This window comes from Falsiruegeria sp. JB4-1 (assembly GCF_055693495.1).
This window is the reverse complement of the sequence record NZ_JBVFTZ010000001.1, coordinates 2902669-2917009: the sequence shown is the minus strand read 5'-3', so window position 1 is coordinate 2917009 and position 14341 is coordinate 2902669. Positions and strand designations below refer to the sequence as shown.

Sequence of the window (14341 nt, the reverse complement as noted above, 5' to 3'; positions counted from 1 at the left end):
TTGGGCATGAGTAGTCAAGAACAAGACCAACTGGCGCAAGCCTGCACGCAAATCGCGGAGCTGACGGGCGAGGCTTTGGCTTGGGTTGAAGACCCTGAAAACGCAGATCTGGTAGGGGCCGAGGCGCGCTCTCTGGTGCAGATGATGCGCAAATCGGCTCGTCGTGCGCGCAAGCTAAGTCGCGCGGCACAAACCCGCATGTCGGTCAGCGTCTTTGGGCCAAGCCAGGCGGGCAAAAGCTTTCTGGTCTCGGTTTTGGCGCGTCCAGATACGGGGCCTTTGGTCGCCAATTTCGAAGGGGCTGGTGGTCAACTCGACTACATCCGCGAGATCAATCCGGAAGGCGAAGGCGAAAGCACCGGCCTTGTCACCCGGTTCACGATGGAAAAGGCCGACACGCCCGCTGGCGCACCAGTCAAGCTGACGCTCTTGTCCGAGGCGGACATCATCCGCACAATCGCCAATTCGTTTTTCATGGACGGTGACCGATCCGAGCCGGTGCCAGAACCAGCCGAGATTGCCGCGCATCTGGATGCCTATAAAGCGCGCTCGGGAGGGGAGCAGCCGGGGCTCAGCTATGATGAGGTTCACGAGATCGGTGAGTATATCGAGGCGGCGTTTGGGCGCGAAGCCTATGCCGCTGCGCTGAAACCGCTATGGGAGGAGGCGGCCGTGATCGCGCCAGGCCTGTCACAGGCGGACCGGGCGGCGTTCTTTGCCTTAATCTGGGGCGGGCATCAGCCGTTTTCCGACCTTTTTGTCCGCCTCGCCGGAGCCTTGGCGCAATTGGGCCACGCCGAAGAAGCTTTTGCTTAGCCTGGATGCTTTGGTGCCGCGTGAAACCTCGATCATCGACGTCAAAACGTTGTCTGGAGTGTCCGACGGTGCGCCACTGAGCCTGACCACCACTGATGGGCGCAAGGTCACGCTGCCCCGGTCCGTGGTTTGTGGGTTGGCGGCGGAGCTGGTGCTGCCGATGCGCGATCTGCCGTCGCAGATGTTTGCCGAAACCGATCTGTTGGATTTCCCTGGTGCGCGCAATCGGTTTGAGCAAGACCTAAGTCAAGCCTTTGCGGATCCAGAGAAAATCCTGCCAGAGTTGCTGTTGCGCGGTAAGGTGGCCTATCTCTTTGACCGCTATGTGCAGAACCAGGAAATCACCTCGATGCTGCTGTGCATTCCAGACAGCAACATGGAAACGGTTGACCTGCCGGGGCTGGTACAAAATTGGATTGCGGCCACCCATGGGGCCACTGCCGAGCAGCGCGACGGAAGCGAATGCGTTCTGTTCATGGTGCTGACCAAATTCGATAAGCATCTGGGTGACAGTGCAGCCGAAGGTGGGGATGAAACGCGGTTTGAACGGCGAATGCAGGCGTCTTTGCTGGAGAAATTCGGCAAGGGCAGCGATCCTTGGGTGGCTGAGTGGCGGCCCGGAAAGCCCTTTGATAACTGCTATTGGTTGCGCAATCCCAACTACTACGTCGACGGTTTGATCGACTACGGAGACGCCAAGCAAGAGCTGCAGATCCGCCCACAAAAGGCAGGCCGCGTGGCGGAGCTGCGCGAGGGATGCTTGCAAGCGCCCTCAGTGCAGCGACATTTCCACAATCCGGAACAGGCCTGGGATGCAGCTCTGTCGCTGAATGACGGTGGGGTCAGTTATCTGACGCAGGCGCTGCAAGCGGTTTGCAAACCGGACAGCAAGTTGCGTCAGATCGCGGCGCAACTTTACGCGTTGCGAGGTGATCTGGCACGCGCGATGACGCCATTCCATGTTTCAGACGACGTGGAAAAGCGCGTAACCGAAAAACAAGAGGCCGCCAACCTGGTCATCGACGATCTGGAACAAGCGCTTAACCGGCACCGCTTTGGCGCGTTGATGGCGGCTTTGATGGTCGATCAAGAAGAGATCGAAGGCCGGATTTCCCGGGTGCCCAGTTCTGTTCGCATCACCAGCGCCGTCAGTTCCGCTGCGGCCGAAACACAGACACCGACCCGGCAACGTCCCGGCAGGCAGCGTCCGGGGCGCCCGGCGACCGAAGACGCGCAGACAGACGTGCGCACCATGACGCTGGAGCAGTTTCAGGCGGATACGGCGCTGGAAATCTGGATCGATGCGATGAAGGCATTTCGCGACGATGTCACCCGGCGCGAGGCATATGGGTTAAGTCAGGACACATCCGGCAACCTGGTCACCGAACTGATCCACGCCGCCCGCCGGACAGGGCTGAGCGCGCAGACGGCGGCGCAATTGGAAGAGGTCAATTTTGGTCTGACAGTCGAGAAACAGGCGCAACCTGCCTCAATCTTGGGGGCAGAGACCATCAACCGCTTTGTGGCTACCTTGGGCATGACTGATTTGCCGGAAAGCAAACGTCCTCAGGTGCAGACGGCGGATGGCAAGAACCGTGCAATTTTCGCACCGCAGGCCCCGTCGGACACAGTGGATGATCTACCTGCACAGCCGCGCGCGATAGCCGAAGAGATATGGACCGATTGGGTCTTTGCGATCGAGGCGCTGTTTGTGGCCAATGCCAAGGACGGTTTGGGTGGTCAGATCAACGTCGATCAGAATCTGCGTCTGGGTCGCATCCTGTCTGATCTGGTTGGGCAGGCGCATTCATGAGCCTTGTGCTACATCCTGACCCGCAACAGCCCATGGGCGGTTACGGGTTTATCGAACTGCCCGGCAGCAGCCTGCCGGATGTGGTCACGGTTGCGGTGCGCGATGCCTATTCCGAACGCTGGCTGACACCGGTTGCCGAGGCGCGTGTCGAGGTCGGAAACCCCAATTGGCAGCCGCAAAAATCCAGTTTCGGACCCTATGATGTGCTGCGCCACGATGGGGCCGATTGGGTGCGGATCGGGCCAGACATCGTCAACAAGCTTGAAGAATACACGCCCCTGGTGATCGAAGTGGACGGCCGCGCCTTCAGCGTGACCTGGCCCGATACCATCCCACCACGCGCCGGGTTGGCAAGTTTGGGTGGGTTGCAAACCGCGCAGCCCAAACCAGCCCCCGCACCAGAGCCCGAGGTGAAGCGCCCGCCTGACCCCGAACCTGATTTGGCGCCGAAACCGGAATTGGTTGCCGAGCCCAAGAAGCGTAGTCTGTTATGGCTGTGGATCGTTTTGCTGTTGCTCGTCGCCGCTGGAGCCGCCGCATGGTTCTGGACCCGCGAAGAAGGTGTGAGCTTGCCGATCAACACCACACCGGTGTCCAATAATGAAAGCTGCGGTTTGCCCGCTCTCAGAGCGTTGAACGGGTTTGCCACGCAGCTGGAAGCGCTGCGTAACTGTGGCCGTGACGTTAACCCGGACACGGCCCTGAAGCTGATCGAAGATGCGGCCAATGCCGAGGATCCGCTGGCTCTGCGCGTATTCGGTACGCTCTATGACGGCGACCAGTTGGACCCGCGCATCGAAAACCTCATAGGGCTCAGTTTTGCCGATGATCCAGCCCGTGCCGTCGAATATTATGCCCGTGCGGTCACAGCTGGGGACACCCAGGCCATGTCACGTGTCACGGCCACTTGCGAGCGACTAAAAGGTTCGTCGCAGACGTTGGAAAAGGGGGCTTATGATGATTTTTGCCGTTAGGGCGATGCTGTCCATTGCAGGCTTGGCCCTGTTGACGTTCACCGCAGCGCCGGTCGTGGCCAATGACCGTCCCCTTTTGGTTGAGGGCCGGGAAACAGTCTATCAGCGAGTACTGACTCGTCCCGGTGCCCTGATGTTTTCGGCTCCGGATGGTGACGTGCTGCGCCAGTATCCCGCCTTTCAGCCACTGTATGTGTATGCCCGCCAAGGGAACTGGGAACAGGTCGGTCCGTCCCTGTCAGCAGGTCCGCAGGGATGGGTCAAATCGGATCAGGTGGTGGTCTGGAAACAGAACATCGTTGCCGCCTTTACCAACGCCGCCGGCCGCGAGCGGCAAATCTTGTTCGAAACCGAGGAACAGCTGCGTGCATTGATGGAGCATGAAGCCCTGCGCGCTCAGCAAGCCAAGCTGCTGGAGCAGGCCGCTGGTGACAACCTGCCTGCTGACAGCGGTGTTGTGGCGGTGGAGCCAGAGGAATACGTCAACATTGTCGAACGTCTCTACCTGATGCCAATCCTTGAGTTTGCTCAGGACCTGCATCCGTTGAACTACGAGGACAACCTGCTGATGCAGGTGGCCTCGGTCCCCTTGCAAGAGGGCGGGGTACAGGCGGGGGCCATTGCAGACAATTTTGATGCGGGCATCGTCTTTGTTTTTGACACCACGCAGTCGATGGATCCCTACATCGAACGCACACAAGAGGCGGTGGAACAAATTATCGATGGCATTCGTGGAACCGAGGTGGGGACGCGGGTGCAGTTCGGCGTCGTGGGCTTTCGCGACAACGACACGGTCGCGCCGGGGCTTGGCTATCGAACCAAGACGCTGTTGCCACTGGAACGCCGTCGCGATCAGTCACAAGTGGTGGCCACAATCCGGGCGGCGACGGATGTGGCCCAGGTGAACTCTCCGGGTTTCAACGAGGACAGCCTGGCCGGTGTCGAGGATGCGATCGAATTGACTGACTGGTCGCCCACAGGGAATGATCCCTTTGATGCGCGCATCGTGATCCTGATCACCGACGCAGGTCCCAAGGACCCGCGAGACCCGAATGCGCGATCAGACATCGGCCCGGCCGAGTTGCAGCGTGCGGCACAGGACAAGGGCATCGCAGTGATGACCCTGCACCTGCAGACGCCGGCAGGCGGGCAGGGGCAGCACGCTTGGGCCGCACAGCAATACAAGGCGCTGTCGCGGTTCAACGACGAGACCTATTATTACGGCATCGAAAACGGCTCGCCTGAAGCGTTTAAGTCGACAGTTACGCGTCTGGTGACGGCGCTGACGGATGTGATCCGGGTGGCACGTGACGAACAGCCGGTGCTGGACCCGGCTGAAGCGGGCAAGGTGGTGAACTTGGGGCTCGCGATGCAGCTGGCCTATCTGGGGCGGCTCAAGGACACACAGGCGCCTGATGTGATCCGGGGGTGGGTGTCGGAAAAAGCGGTCGAAGATCCAGCACGACTAGCCATAGAACCCCGTCTTCTGGTGACCAAGAACGAAATGGCCACCATGGCCGATTTGCTGTCGGAGCTGCTGACATTGGGCGAGCAGAGTCGCAATCCCGGGGATGCGGCGAACTTTTTTGCTCAAGTGCGCAATGTAGTGGCACGGATGGCTAAGAACCCTGATCGGTTGATTTCCACGGATGCAGACACACTTGGTGGAGCACTCGAATTTCTCGAAGATCTGCCCTACGAGAGTCAGTTGATGCTGACCACTGAACAAAGGTGGCAACAAAGTGCAATGAACCGACGCAGCATTCTGGACGGGATGCGGCAGAAACTTGTGCAGTATCGCAAGTGGTTGCACGATCCGACGGTGTGGACTGCGCTCTATGATGGCGCACCAGATGGGGAATACGTGTTCGCAATGCCGTTTGACGTATTGCCGTGACCGGATGAGTGCGGGCCTAAACATGACTGGTGGGCGCATCAGCCTGTCCGACAGAGATCGCAGATTTTGCGTTGAAATCCCGAATTTCGGACTGAATGCCGGTCAGGCGGTTGCGATAACCGGGGCCAGCGGATCGGGCAAGACCCTGATCCTCGAAGTGATGGGGCTGCTGCGTGCGCCTGACAGCCACACGGAATATCATGCAGGTGATGTTGACCTCGTGCGCTTGTGGGACAAGGGACCGCGCAACGTGGACCTGGCTAAATGGCGCGGTCGCTTGTTCGGGTTTGTTCCTCAAACAGGTGGCTTGTTGCCATTTCTGACGGTGGCCGAGAACGTGCACTTGTCGCAAAAGGTCAACAGGGTTGACGAACCTGCTTGGTGCTCGGAACTCTTGGACAGATTGGGATTGGCGGATCAGGCTGCACTGCTCCCTGAAGCCTTGTCGATCGGGCAACGGCAGCGCACAGCCATCGCGCGAGCACTGGCGCACAGGCCGAAGTTCGTGATCGCCGACGAACCAACATCAGCGTTGGACCCCGAGACGGCAGATCAGGTGCTGACCTTGTTTTTGGATCTTGCGGACGAGCAAGAGACCGGCGTGATACTGTCCTCGCATGATCTGGAGCGTCTGGATCGGCACGGCATCATCAGACGGGCGCTTGCGGTTCAAGCGGGCGATCCGGTTGTCAGTCGGCTGGAGAACGCGTGATGTTGGTTGTCTGGTTGGCTGTGCGGGATTTGTTGCGCGATCGTGTTTTTCTAATCTGCAACACCGCGATATTGGTCGGGGTTTTGGTGCCATTGCTTTTGCTTTTTGGGGTCAAGAACGGTGTTTATGCCGCGCTCTTGGGCGAGATGCTTGCGGATCCTGCCAGTCGGCAAATCGACACGGCGGGCAACGCCTCGTTTTCTTCAGAAGAATTTGAGGCGATCAGGGATTGGCCTGATGTTGCATTCGTGACGCCGAAGGTGCGGGGGCAATTTGATTTCGTGAATGTGCGTGCAAAGGATGGTCGTCGGATCGAAGCCGCCCTGATGATCCCGTCCGGGGCAGGGGATCCGACCTTGCCCGAAGGACTTGATCTTGCTCCGGATGCTCTTGCCATCAGCGCGGCCTTGTCGCGGCAACTGGGCCTGAACGAAGGCGATGCAATTCAATTGATCACTCAGGCCGAGGACCGGCCACGACAACTTGTGCTCGAGGCACATGTCGCGGCGGTTCTGTCGGATGAGGATGTTCCCGGACGCGCCATTTTGGCTCCGTTCGAGGTGTTGGATCTGATCGAAGCATTTTATGATTCCTATGCCTTGCCAGCACATGGCATCGAGGGGGGCAAACAGCTTACTGATCGCGTATCCAGTTATGCCGGTGTTCGTGTCTATGTAGATCGTCTGGAAAACTTGTCCGCACTTCAGGCACGGATTGAAGCGCATCTTGGCGTTGCGACCACGGCACGAACCGGTGAGGTCGAGGCTTTGCTAAACCTGGGGCGAAATTTGAACCTTGCGCTTGGGTTGACCGTGGCTTTGGCGGCAGTCGGTCTGGGAGCGGCGTTGGGTGTGGCGTTCTGGAGCAACGTTTCGAGAAAAAGAACCGTCCTTGCATCAATCGCTCTATTGGGCATTCCGGGTCGGACTCTTGTGCTGTTTCCGCTTTGTCAGGCAATGATCACCGCAGTTGTCGGACTTGCTGCGTCCTATTTGGGCTATCAGGTTGCCGTGCGTGCCGCGCAATCCCTTTTTGATACAGGACTACCCGGTGGTGCCCCGCTGACATTGATTACTATGGGGCAGGCTCTCATGATCGGATGCGCAGTTTTGGGGCTTCTATTGATCGTAACAGTTGCTGCGGGGTGGTCTGCACAACGGATTGACCCTGCGACCATACTACGTGAGGCGGTGTGATGCGTGCACTTGCTCTCACTCTTGCTCTTCTGGTTACACCCGGTCTGACCAAAGCCGAAGAAACGCCCAATTGGCCTGCCGAACAATTTGACCCGGCCAGTGAAACCGCACCTGCGGACATGATCCTGCCCATGCCCTGTGGTGGCAAGATGGCGTTTCAGAAGGTTTTGGTGCCGATGGATGCCTCTGACCCGCTTGCTGACCGACGTGTACGCTTGGGGCAAAGCCTGGAGCAGACGGGCTATTCGGACTTCTTGCGACAAAGCCACCTGCGCGGGTCCTTCACAGAGCAAGGTTTGGACGCGACCTTTTTCTTCATTGCGCGCTATGAGCTGACACAAGGCCAGTTTCGCGCCTTGCAAGGCGATTGCAGGCCATTGGCGCGACAGGATCGAATTGCACGTGGGGGATTGAGTTGGTTTGACGGTGTTACCCTGGCACAAAACTACACCGCGTGGCTGTACTCGAGCGCACCTGACGCTCTGCCGTTGTCAGATGGTGCAAAAGCATACGTTCGGTTGCCAACCGAAACCGAATGGGAATATGCGACCCGAGGCGGTGCGCGGATCGACAGTAACAGGTTTTCGGGACTTGTATTTTTCGCAGAAGGCGAGATGCGGGATTATGCCATCCATCTTGGGGCCGGAGGAGGACGCGGAAAGCTGAACCCCATTGGTTTGCGGCAACCCAATCCGCTAGGGCTTTATGATGTGTACGGCAATGCAGAAGAACTGATGCTGGAAGCTTATCGGCTGAATGCTCTGGGTCGTGTACATGGGCAGGTCGGGGGCATCGTGACGCGCGGTGGATCGGCTTTGTCGAACAGCGAACAGATTTATTCGGCGCAACGTACGGAATATCCGCCGCACGATGTCCGAACCGGGCGGCCTTTGCGCGGAGACACATTTGGTGTGCGGTTTGTAATCGCAACGCATGTGGCGACATCAGAAGCGAGATTGGCCCAAATCCGAGACCGTTGGATCGAAATGTCTGACGTCTCTGAAGACACAGCAACCGACCCGGCCCGGTTGCTGTCTGGTTTGATCGAGGCTGAACCGGACCCGCGACGCAAAACGGCGTTGGCAGATCTGCAACTAGACCTGCGTCGCAATCGGGATAGGGTGCAAACTGCGTTGCAGCAATCGGCCCGCTCAACCTTTTTGGCGGGCTCGGTGTTTGTCGAGGCCTTGATCAACAACGCTGCGGCAATCGAAGCAAAGGCAGCCAACATCCGAATGTTGGTCTCGTTGCAACGGACCGGACAACAAAGCGAATTGTTCGACCGCCAGGTGCAAAAACATGTCAAAGAGATCGCAGAGATGCGTCGTCAACAGGATGTTTATCTGTTGTCCTATCGGGCTGCATTGGAGACTTTGACATCTGACACTGATCCCGAAATGCGTTCGTCGGTCTTGGGCGTGCTGAGAGAGGAGCTTTCCTTGTCCGAACAAACCCGCTTACGAGAGGGGTTGGACCGTTTTGCTGCAGATTTGTTAGCCTTTTCTGCTCGTCCCGACATGGATGCCGCTGATCTTTTGGAACTGGTTTCCTCGCCGTGACAGTAACAGTGGTGATCTCAGCGCAAGTTTGCCGAGCAAATGGCAAAACGCAGCTTACTGTATCTTGACGTTCTTGCTGTCCACTAGCGCCTGTGTTCACAATAGCGGCGGAAACCGGGATTTGGGGGCGCGTAAGCTTGACAAATCTCAAGACGTTTGTTGGGCTTGAGCAATCAAGGTTCAAAGTCCATTGGCAAAGATCCTGTTGAGAAATACCAACTGTTGAGTTTTCCCAGGATTTGCGAGGTTATTATTATGTTTTCCAAATACGTTTGTGCCAGCGTTGTTGCTGCAAGTCTGGTCTTGGCCCCTGTTGAAAAGGCGCAGGCTGATGAAGCCGCGGCGCTGATCGGAGGGGCAATCCTAGGCGGGATTATCATCAATGAGGTCAACAAGAACAAAGCCAGGCAGCGCCAGCAGCAACAGCAGCAGCAGACTCGCACTCGTACAACAACCAGATCTTCGGGGATATCATCGGCTCAGCGGCAGCAAAACCGCAATGTACAGACGGCGCTGAACTACTTTGGATACAACGTCGGCGCTGTGGATGGTTCCCTTGGACGCAAGAGCCGAGCCGGTATCTCTCGGTATCAGGCCGACATGGGCTATAACATCGACGGGCGTCTGGACGAGCACGAACGCAACTTTCTGTTGGGTAGTCATCAGCGGGCTCTGGGGAGTGCGCACGTGGCACCCTACAATCAAATCCTGGCCAGCCAGGGACAACAGGGTTTGCTTCGCACATATCGCAATGAACAACTGGGCATCGTGACGCCGCAGCAGACACAACCACAACAACCGCCGGTAAAACAGGCGGTAGCTCCGGTCCAGAATACGGTACCAGCACGCGCCAATACCGCGGCACTACCCGATTTCACTTTTGGTCAGGTTCCGCGTTCAGCCAATGAACACTGTAACGAGATCAATGTTCTGACGGCGGCGAATGGTGGCTTGGCGACTGCAGGAAACCTGAGCGATCCGGAGTTTGCTCTGAATGAGCAATTCTGCCTCGCGCGCACTCAAGCCATGGCCGAAAGCACACGGATCGAGGCCACGATACCAAATATGACAGGACCTCAGATCGAGGCGCAATGTCAGGGAGTCTCACAGGCAATCGCTCCACATATGGCCGGGGCAGACAGCAAATCTCCCAGCCAGATCATTGCCGACACTTCGACGTTTTTGCGCAACTCTGGTAGACCGATGGATCAGTTGATTTCCGGAGGTAAAGTATGTTTGGGGGTCGGATATCGCACGGATGATGCGGAAATGGCGATGGCCTCAGGCGTGTTGTTGGCGTCTGCGGGACAACTCGGATACGGCGAGATCGTAAGCCATCATCTGCGTGAAGGGATGGGCGTAGCCAAGGGGCAATCGAATGTCGCAGGTGACTGGATGCGTATGGCTCTGAATGCGGCCCAAAGCGGCGCAACCGTTCTGGGGCAGACGCCGGATCGCATCGCGGTTTTGTCGACTGCGTTAACCGGTGCGCCTGCGTCAACCGGAACGGCGGCATTGCCGGTATTCCCGACGACTGGAAACTAACGACCTCAAACCTGGAACCTATTCCCGAACCATGGCGTGGCGATGCTGTTGCAGCGTATTGGCCACGCATTCGGGAACACCGGGTGCGTCGCCCAGAACAGCCAGCAGGTGTCCTGAAAAATCTGCTTGTTCAAGGGCCTGCGGGACGTCCTTCGTCGTGTGGAACCCTGAGCATGCAAACAGGGGAAGGCAGAGGCTTTGATCGGGGTAATCGGATGCGGTGTCTGCGACGAAAGGCGCTTCTTCCACAAAGCCGACATGAATGTCTTTGAAATGCGCAAACAGGCTCAAGTCATCGGCAAATTTTCGGGCCATCTGGGCTGGCTTCGGACTGCGCCCAGACCCATGAGCCGCAAGAAGGATCGTTGTCTCTGCAGATGACCACCCGAGATCGGTTGCCGCATGAATTAGAGCTGCCAGGGCAATTTTGGGAAGGTCAGCCTCTAACCCGAGCGGATCGGTGATCGTGACTTGTGCATCGCCAAGGCGATTTGGGAGGGCTTGGGAAACAAACCATCCCTTGGCCATGAACATGGGATAGACGACTGCACCTGGTGAAAGGGTCGACAGTTCCGATTCCAGCCGCTTTGGCATGGCCAAGGTCGCCGATCGGACATCCCAACCGGGTAGACAAGCCGCGACCCTTTGCGCGAACCGTGCAAGTGCTGCCTCTGCTGGGGCGGGTTCGGATGGCTGACCATGCGCAACGATCAGGGCCTGGTTTGGAGTCTTGGGCATAATGCAATGTCTCTGCCTTGCGATGTGCCATAAATGTCTTGCACGGCACAGTTGTCAACTCACTACCTTGGCAGTTGTTGCGAGTCATTGTTTCGCAGGTAAGACTGACTTTGGTACACGTATGGGGAGATGTATTTGATGCGTTCGGTGGTACGCGAACCTATTTTTCACTTCGCATTATTGGCGGTCGTTCTCTTTGTCTACTTTCAAACAACGGCTGAGTCCGAGCCGATTGAACCTGAGAATGCCGTCGTGCGGATCGCTCCGGCTGATGTCACGCTATTGATTGAGCAATACAAAAGCGCTTGGGGCAGACAACCAACACGTCAGGAGTTGGATGGGCTGATTCAATCTAGGATCCGCGAAGAAGTTTTGGTTCGCGAGGCTTTGGCCCTGGGATTGGACAACGATGACAACGTGATCCGAAATCGATTGCGTCAGAAAATGCAGTTCCTGAATGACAGTGCGGCGCAAGCACTGACACCGGAGATGTCCGTGCTCCAAGCGCATCTCGAGGCCAACTCCGACCGTTTTAAAAAACCCGGCGTTGTGGGGTTCGAACAGGTTTTGCTTGGTGAAAACCCAACCCAGGATGAGATTGAAGCAGGGCTGGCTGCATTGCAGGAGGGCGCCGATCCCTTGTCGGTTGGCAAAGCGTCCCTGCTTCCCGCAATTGTGCCTGCCTCTGTTCCGATCCAGATCGATGGCGGTTTCGGGCGCGGGTTTTCGGACGCCTTACGGGCATTGCCGGTTGGGGAATGGGCTGGCCCGGTAAAATCAGGATTTGGTCTCCATCTTGTGCGCGTGACGGAAAGACAGTCTGCGCAGCTACCCGAATTATCCGCAGTCGAACACAAGGTGCTGTTTGACTGGAGGCGGGAACAGGCCGATGCTTTGTCAAAGGCTCAGTACGAAGCGCTCGTGTCGGTTTATGAAGTGCAAACGCCTTCCGGTGACGAATTAGACCAACTGGTGTCGCAATGAAGCCGCTTCTGGCAGCATTTTTCCTGTTCTTCTCCTGGGTAGGAATGGCGCAAGCCCACGCACTAGATCCGGGGTATCTTCAAATACAACACTTGGAGGGGAACGCATGGCAGGTGTTTTGGCGCAAGCCGGATGTCTCTGGCATGCCGATGGCAATCGACGCGAATTTGCCGACCAACTGCGCTCCAAGGCGTGCCGAGGGTGACCCGCAATTTGATGGAGCGGCCTGGGTGTCGCAGTGGGTGGCAGTATGCCCAGAAGGATTGGCAGGGCACACCATCGTAATCGAGGGTCTGGAAGCTACACAAACAGATGTTCTGATCCGCATCTCAGGGATCGAAGATCAATCACTGACCAGACGGCTCACAGCTGAACAGACACAGTTTGTCGTGCCTAGCTGCCATGACCGGATGGGCGGTTTTTGCCGATTACGTCGCATTGGGGTTCGATCATATCCTCGAAGGGTTAGACCATCTTCTCTTTGTTTTTGCGCTGCTGGTGTTGATCCGGGACCCGTGGCGGTTGGTGGGAGCAGTTACTGCCTTTACCGTCGCGCACTCGATAACTTTGGCCTTGGCAACTCTTGATGTGATCCGGGTGCCGTCACCTCCCGTCGAAGCAGTGATTGCGCTGTCCATTGTCTTACTTGCGGTCGAAATTCTGCGTCGCAGGAAAGGCGGCGATCAATTGACAGAGAGATTCCCGTGGCTTTTGTCTTTTGGTTTTGGTCTTTTGCATGGTCTTGGGTTTGCTGGCGCCCTGGCCGAAATCGGGCTGCCGCAAGGGGATATTCCGCTGGCGTTGTTGGCATTCAACTTAGGCGTTGAGGCCGGGCAGCTCGCCTTTGTGGCTGTTGTTCTGTTGGCCTTTGGCGCTCTCCGCTGGGTCGCCCCGAAGGTGACCGCGGTTCTGCGTGATCCAGCCTCACACGGGACGCTGGTGATGGGCTATACCATTGGCGGTATCGCCACCTATTGGCTGGCGGAGAGGGTGGCTGGTTTCTGATCCTATGTAGTGGTTTGTTTTTGGGGTGCTCCCGCCCGTCGTAGATGCCTCTTGCGGGGTATCTCCTCCCGTTGGGCCGAGCGCCCTGCCTTGGGGGTGGCAATGCAGAACGCATGCAATGAATGCTGCGGGAACGCGAAGGCGCAGAAGATTGGTCTAACCCAGCACCGTCAGCCACAGCCAAACAGATAGGATCGATGCCCCAGTTGCCATCAGAACCGAGGAGGCGGCCACACGCTTGGCGCGGCCGTACATGTTGGCAAAGATATAGGCGTTGAACCCCGGGGCCATAGAGGCGTTGAGCACCGCCGAGCGAAACAGGTCCTGCGGCAGCGCCAGCGTTTTGCCAAACAGCCAGACCAGTGTTGGGTGCACCATCAGCGAGATGCAGCAGACATATAGGATGGTGCGCATGTCGCCTTCGGGTCGGTATTGCACCAGCACACCGCCAAGTGCAAAGAGCGCACCCGGCAGGGCGGCGCGGATCACCAGATCGAGCGCATCATCCACAACCTGCGGCATCACCAGTCCGGTCAGGTTGGCGATGAACCCCAGAGCGATCCCCAGGATCAGCACGTTCTTGAACATGGCTGACAGGACCGAGCGCACCATCTTTGTCCCGCCATTGCCGCGATTGCGGATCACCTCCATCACGGTGATGCCGACGCCGTAACAAAAGGGTGAATGAAAGGCGATGATTGCGTAGTTGCCTGTCAGGTTGTCCGACCCATAAGCGCGTTCGGTGATTGGTAGCCCCAAAAGGACCGAGTTCGAGAACAGGCAACAAAAGCCGATGACAACCGCGTCCTCCCAGTCCCGTTTGAAGATCAACCGCGCCCCGGCCATGCCCGCAATGAAACAGAGCGCAGCCCCAGTGTAGAAACTGGCCAACAGGCGTGGATCAAAGCTGGCCTGCAAATCCAGCGAGGCGATGGCGCGAAACAGCAGGCAGGGGATCGCAAAGCTCTGCGTGAACCGCATCAGCCCATCGATGTGGCTTTGGTTGAAAAACCCGGCGCGGGTGACCGTGTATCCGGCTCCGATGACCAGGAAAACCGGCAGAATGACGTCGATCAGGCTTTGGAACATGGGATGCGACGTC

12 protein-coding genes are annotated in these 14341 nt (G+C 57.6%); 10 read left to right on the top strand and 2 right to left on the bottom strand.

All coding sequences use genetic code 11. The annotated features are described in order from the left end of the window. The first annotated feature begins 6 nt into the window (after positions 1-6). The 8 genes from ACZ1HE_RS14900 to ACZ1HE_RS14865 all read left to right on the top strand — a co-directional run bounded on the left by ACZ1HE_RS14900 (position 7) and on the right by ACZ1HE_RS14865 (position 10512). Positions 7-816, top strand: a complete 810-nt coding sequence (locus tag ACZ1HE_RS14900; protein ID WP_472621994.1) for a virulence factor SrfC family protein — start codon at positions 7-9, stop codon at positions 814-816. After that, positions 809-2629, top strand: coding sequence for a virulence factor SrfC family protein (locus ACZ1HE_RS14895; RefSeq protein ID WP_472621992.1), 1821 nt, complete (start codon positions 809-811; stop codon positions 2627-2629). The genes ACZ1HE_RS14900 and ACZ1HE_RS14895 overlap by 8 nt, the downstream gene beginning before the upstream one ends. Then, positions 2626-3603, top strand: a complete 978-nt coding sequence (locus tag ACZ1HE_RS14890) for an SEL1-like repeat protein (RefSeq protein ID WP_472621990.1) — start codon at positions 2626-2628, stop codon at positions 3601-3603. The genes ACZ1HE_RS14895 and ACZ1HE_RS14890 overlap by 4 nt, the downstream gene beginning before the upstream one ends. Continuing rightward, positions 3587-5500 carry a vWA domain-containing protein gene (locus ACZ1HE_RS14885; protein ID WP_472621988.1) on the top strand — a complete coding sequence of 638 codons (1914 nt, stop codon included), beginning with the start codon at positions 3587-3589 and terminating at the stop codon, positions 5498-5500. Before ACZ1HE_RS14890 ends, ACZ1HE_RS14885 begins: the two co-directional genes overlap by 17 nt. A 4-nt stretch (positions 5501-5504) precedes the next feature. Beyond that, positions 5505-6212: an ABC transporter ATP-binding protein gene (locus ACZ1HE_RS14880; protein ID WP_472621986.1), complete on the top strand. Its 708-nt coding sequence runs from the start codon at positions 5505-5507 to the stop codon at positions 6210-6212. Further along, positions 6212-7408, top strand: a complete 1197-nt coding sequence (locus ACZ1HE_RS14875; RefSeq protein ID WP_472621984.1) for an ABC transporter permease family protein — start codon at positions 6212-6214, stop codon at positions 7406-7408. Before ACZ1HE_RS14880 ends, ACZ1HE_RS14875 begins: the two co-directional genes overlap by 1 nt. After that, the gene (locus ACZ1HE_RS14870; RefSeq protein ID WP_472621982.1) at positions 7408-8967 is read left to right on the top strand and encodes a formylglycine-generating enzyme family protein; all 1560 of its coding nucleotides are present in this window, start codon (positions 7408-7410) and stop codon (positions 8965-8967) included. The genes ACZ1HE_RS14875 and ACZ1HE_RS14870 overlap by 1 nt, the downstream gene beginning before the upstream one ends. A gap of 255 nt (positions 8968-9222) precedes the next feature. Then, positions 9223-10512 (top strand): peptidoglycan-binding domain-containing protein, encoded by a 1290-nt coding sequence (locus ACZ1HE_RS14865; protein WP_472621980.1) that lies wholly within the window; start codon positions 9223-9225, stop codon positions 10510-10512. Between the two features lie 18 nt (positions 10513-10530). On the opposite strand, the gene ACZ1HE_RS14860 is transcribed toward ACZ1HE_RS14865, so the two are convergent. Beyond that, on the bottom strand, positions 10531-11250 hold the full coding sequence (locus ACZ1HE_RS14860) for a CbiX/SirB N-terminal domain-containing protein (protein ID WP_472621978.1): 720 nt from the start codon (positions 11248-11250) through the stop codon (positions 10531-10533). A 138-nt stretch (positions 11251-11388) separates the two neighbouring features. Between ACZ1HE_RS14860 and ACZ1HE_RS14855 the strand changes: the two genes are divergently transcribed. Together ACZ1HE_RS14855 and ACZ1HE_RS14850 are read left to right on the top strand one after the other, a co-directional pair. Next, positions 11389-12234 (top strand): peptidyl-prolyl cis-trans isomerase, encoded by an 846-nt coding sequence (locus tag ACZ1HE_RS14855; protein ID WP_472621976.1) that lies wholly within the window; start codon positions 11389-11391, stop codon positions 12232-12234. Positions 12235-12636: 402 nt separating this feature from the next. After that, a complete protein-coding gene (locus tag ACZ1HE_RS14850) occupies positions 12637-13239 on the top strand; it encodes a HupE/UreJ family protein (RefSeq protein ID WP_472621974.1) in 603 nt (200 codons plus the stop codon). Positions 13240-13395: 156 nt separating this feature from the next. Here ACZ1HE_RS14850 and ACZ1HE_RS14845 read toward each other — a convergent pair whose 3' ends face one another. Then, complete coding sequence (locus tag ACZ1HE_RS14845) at positions 13396-14328, bottom strand: AEC family transporter (RefSeq protein ID WP_472621972.1); 933 nt, start codon at positions 14326-14328, stop codon at positions 13396-13398. Between the last annotated feature and the right edge of the window lie 13 nt (positions 14329-14341).

Coding starts and splice junctions, on each gene's coding strand:
- ACZ1HE_RS14900 (WP_472621994.1), top strand. CDS start 7: ATGAGTAGTCAAGAACAAGACCAACTGGCGCAAGCCTGCACGCAAATC.
- ACZ1HE_RS14880 (WP_472621986.1), top strand. CDS start 5,505: ATGAGTGCGGGCCTAAACATGACTGGTGGGCGCATCAGCCTGTCCGAC.
- ACZ1HE_RS14845 (WP_472621972.1), bottom strand. CDS start 14,328: ATGTTCCAAAGCCTGATCGACGTCATTCTGCCGGTTTTCCTGGTCATC.
- ACZ1HE_RS14875 (WP_472621984.1), top strand. CDS start 6,212: ATGTTGGTTGTCTGGTTGGCTGTGCGGGATTTGTTGCGCGATCGTGTT.
- ACZ1HE_RS14855 (WP_472621976.1), top strand. CDS start 11,389: ATGCGTTCGGTGGTACGCGAACCTATTTTTCACTTCGCATTATTGGCG.
- ACZ1HE_RS14850 (WP_472621974.1), top strand. CDS start 12,637: ATGACCGGATGGGCGGTTTTTGCCGATTACGTCGCATTGGGGTTCGAT.
- ACZ1HE_RS14885 (WP_472621988.1), top strand. CDS start 3,587: ATGATTTTTGCCGTTAGGGCGATGCTGTCCATTGCAGGCTTGGCCCTG.
- ACZ1HE_RS14860 (WP_472621978.1), bottom strand. CDS start 11,250: ATGCCCAAGACTCCAAACCAGGCCCTGATCGTTGCGCATGGTCAGCCA.
- ACZ1HE_RS14870 (WP_472621982.1), top strand. CDS start 7,408: ATGCGTGCACTTGCTCTCACTCTTGCTCTTCTGGTTACACCCGGTCTG.
- ACZ1HE_RS14890 (WP_472621990.1), top strand. CDS start 2,626: ATGAGCCTTGTGCTACATCCTGACCCGCAACAGCCCATGGGCGGTTAC.
- ACZ1HE_RS14865 (WP_472621980.1), top strand. CDS start 9,223: ATGTTTTCCAAATACGTTTGTGCCAGCGTTGTTGCTGCAAGTCTGGTC.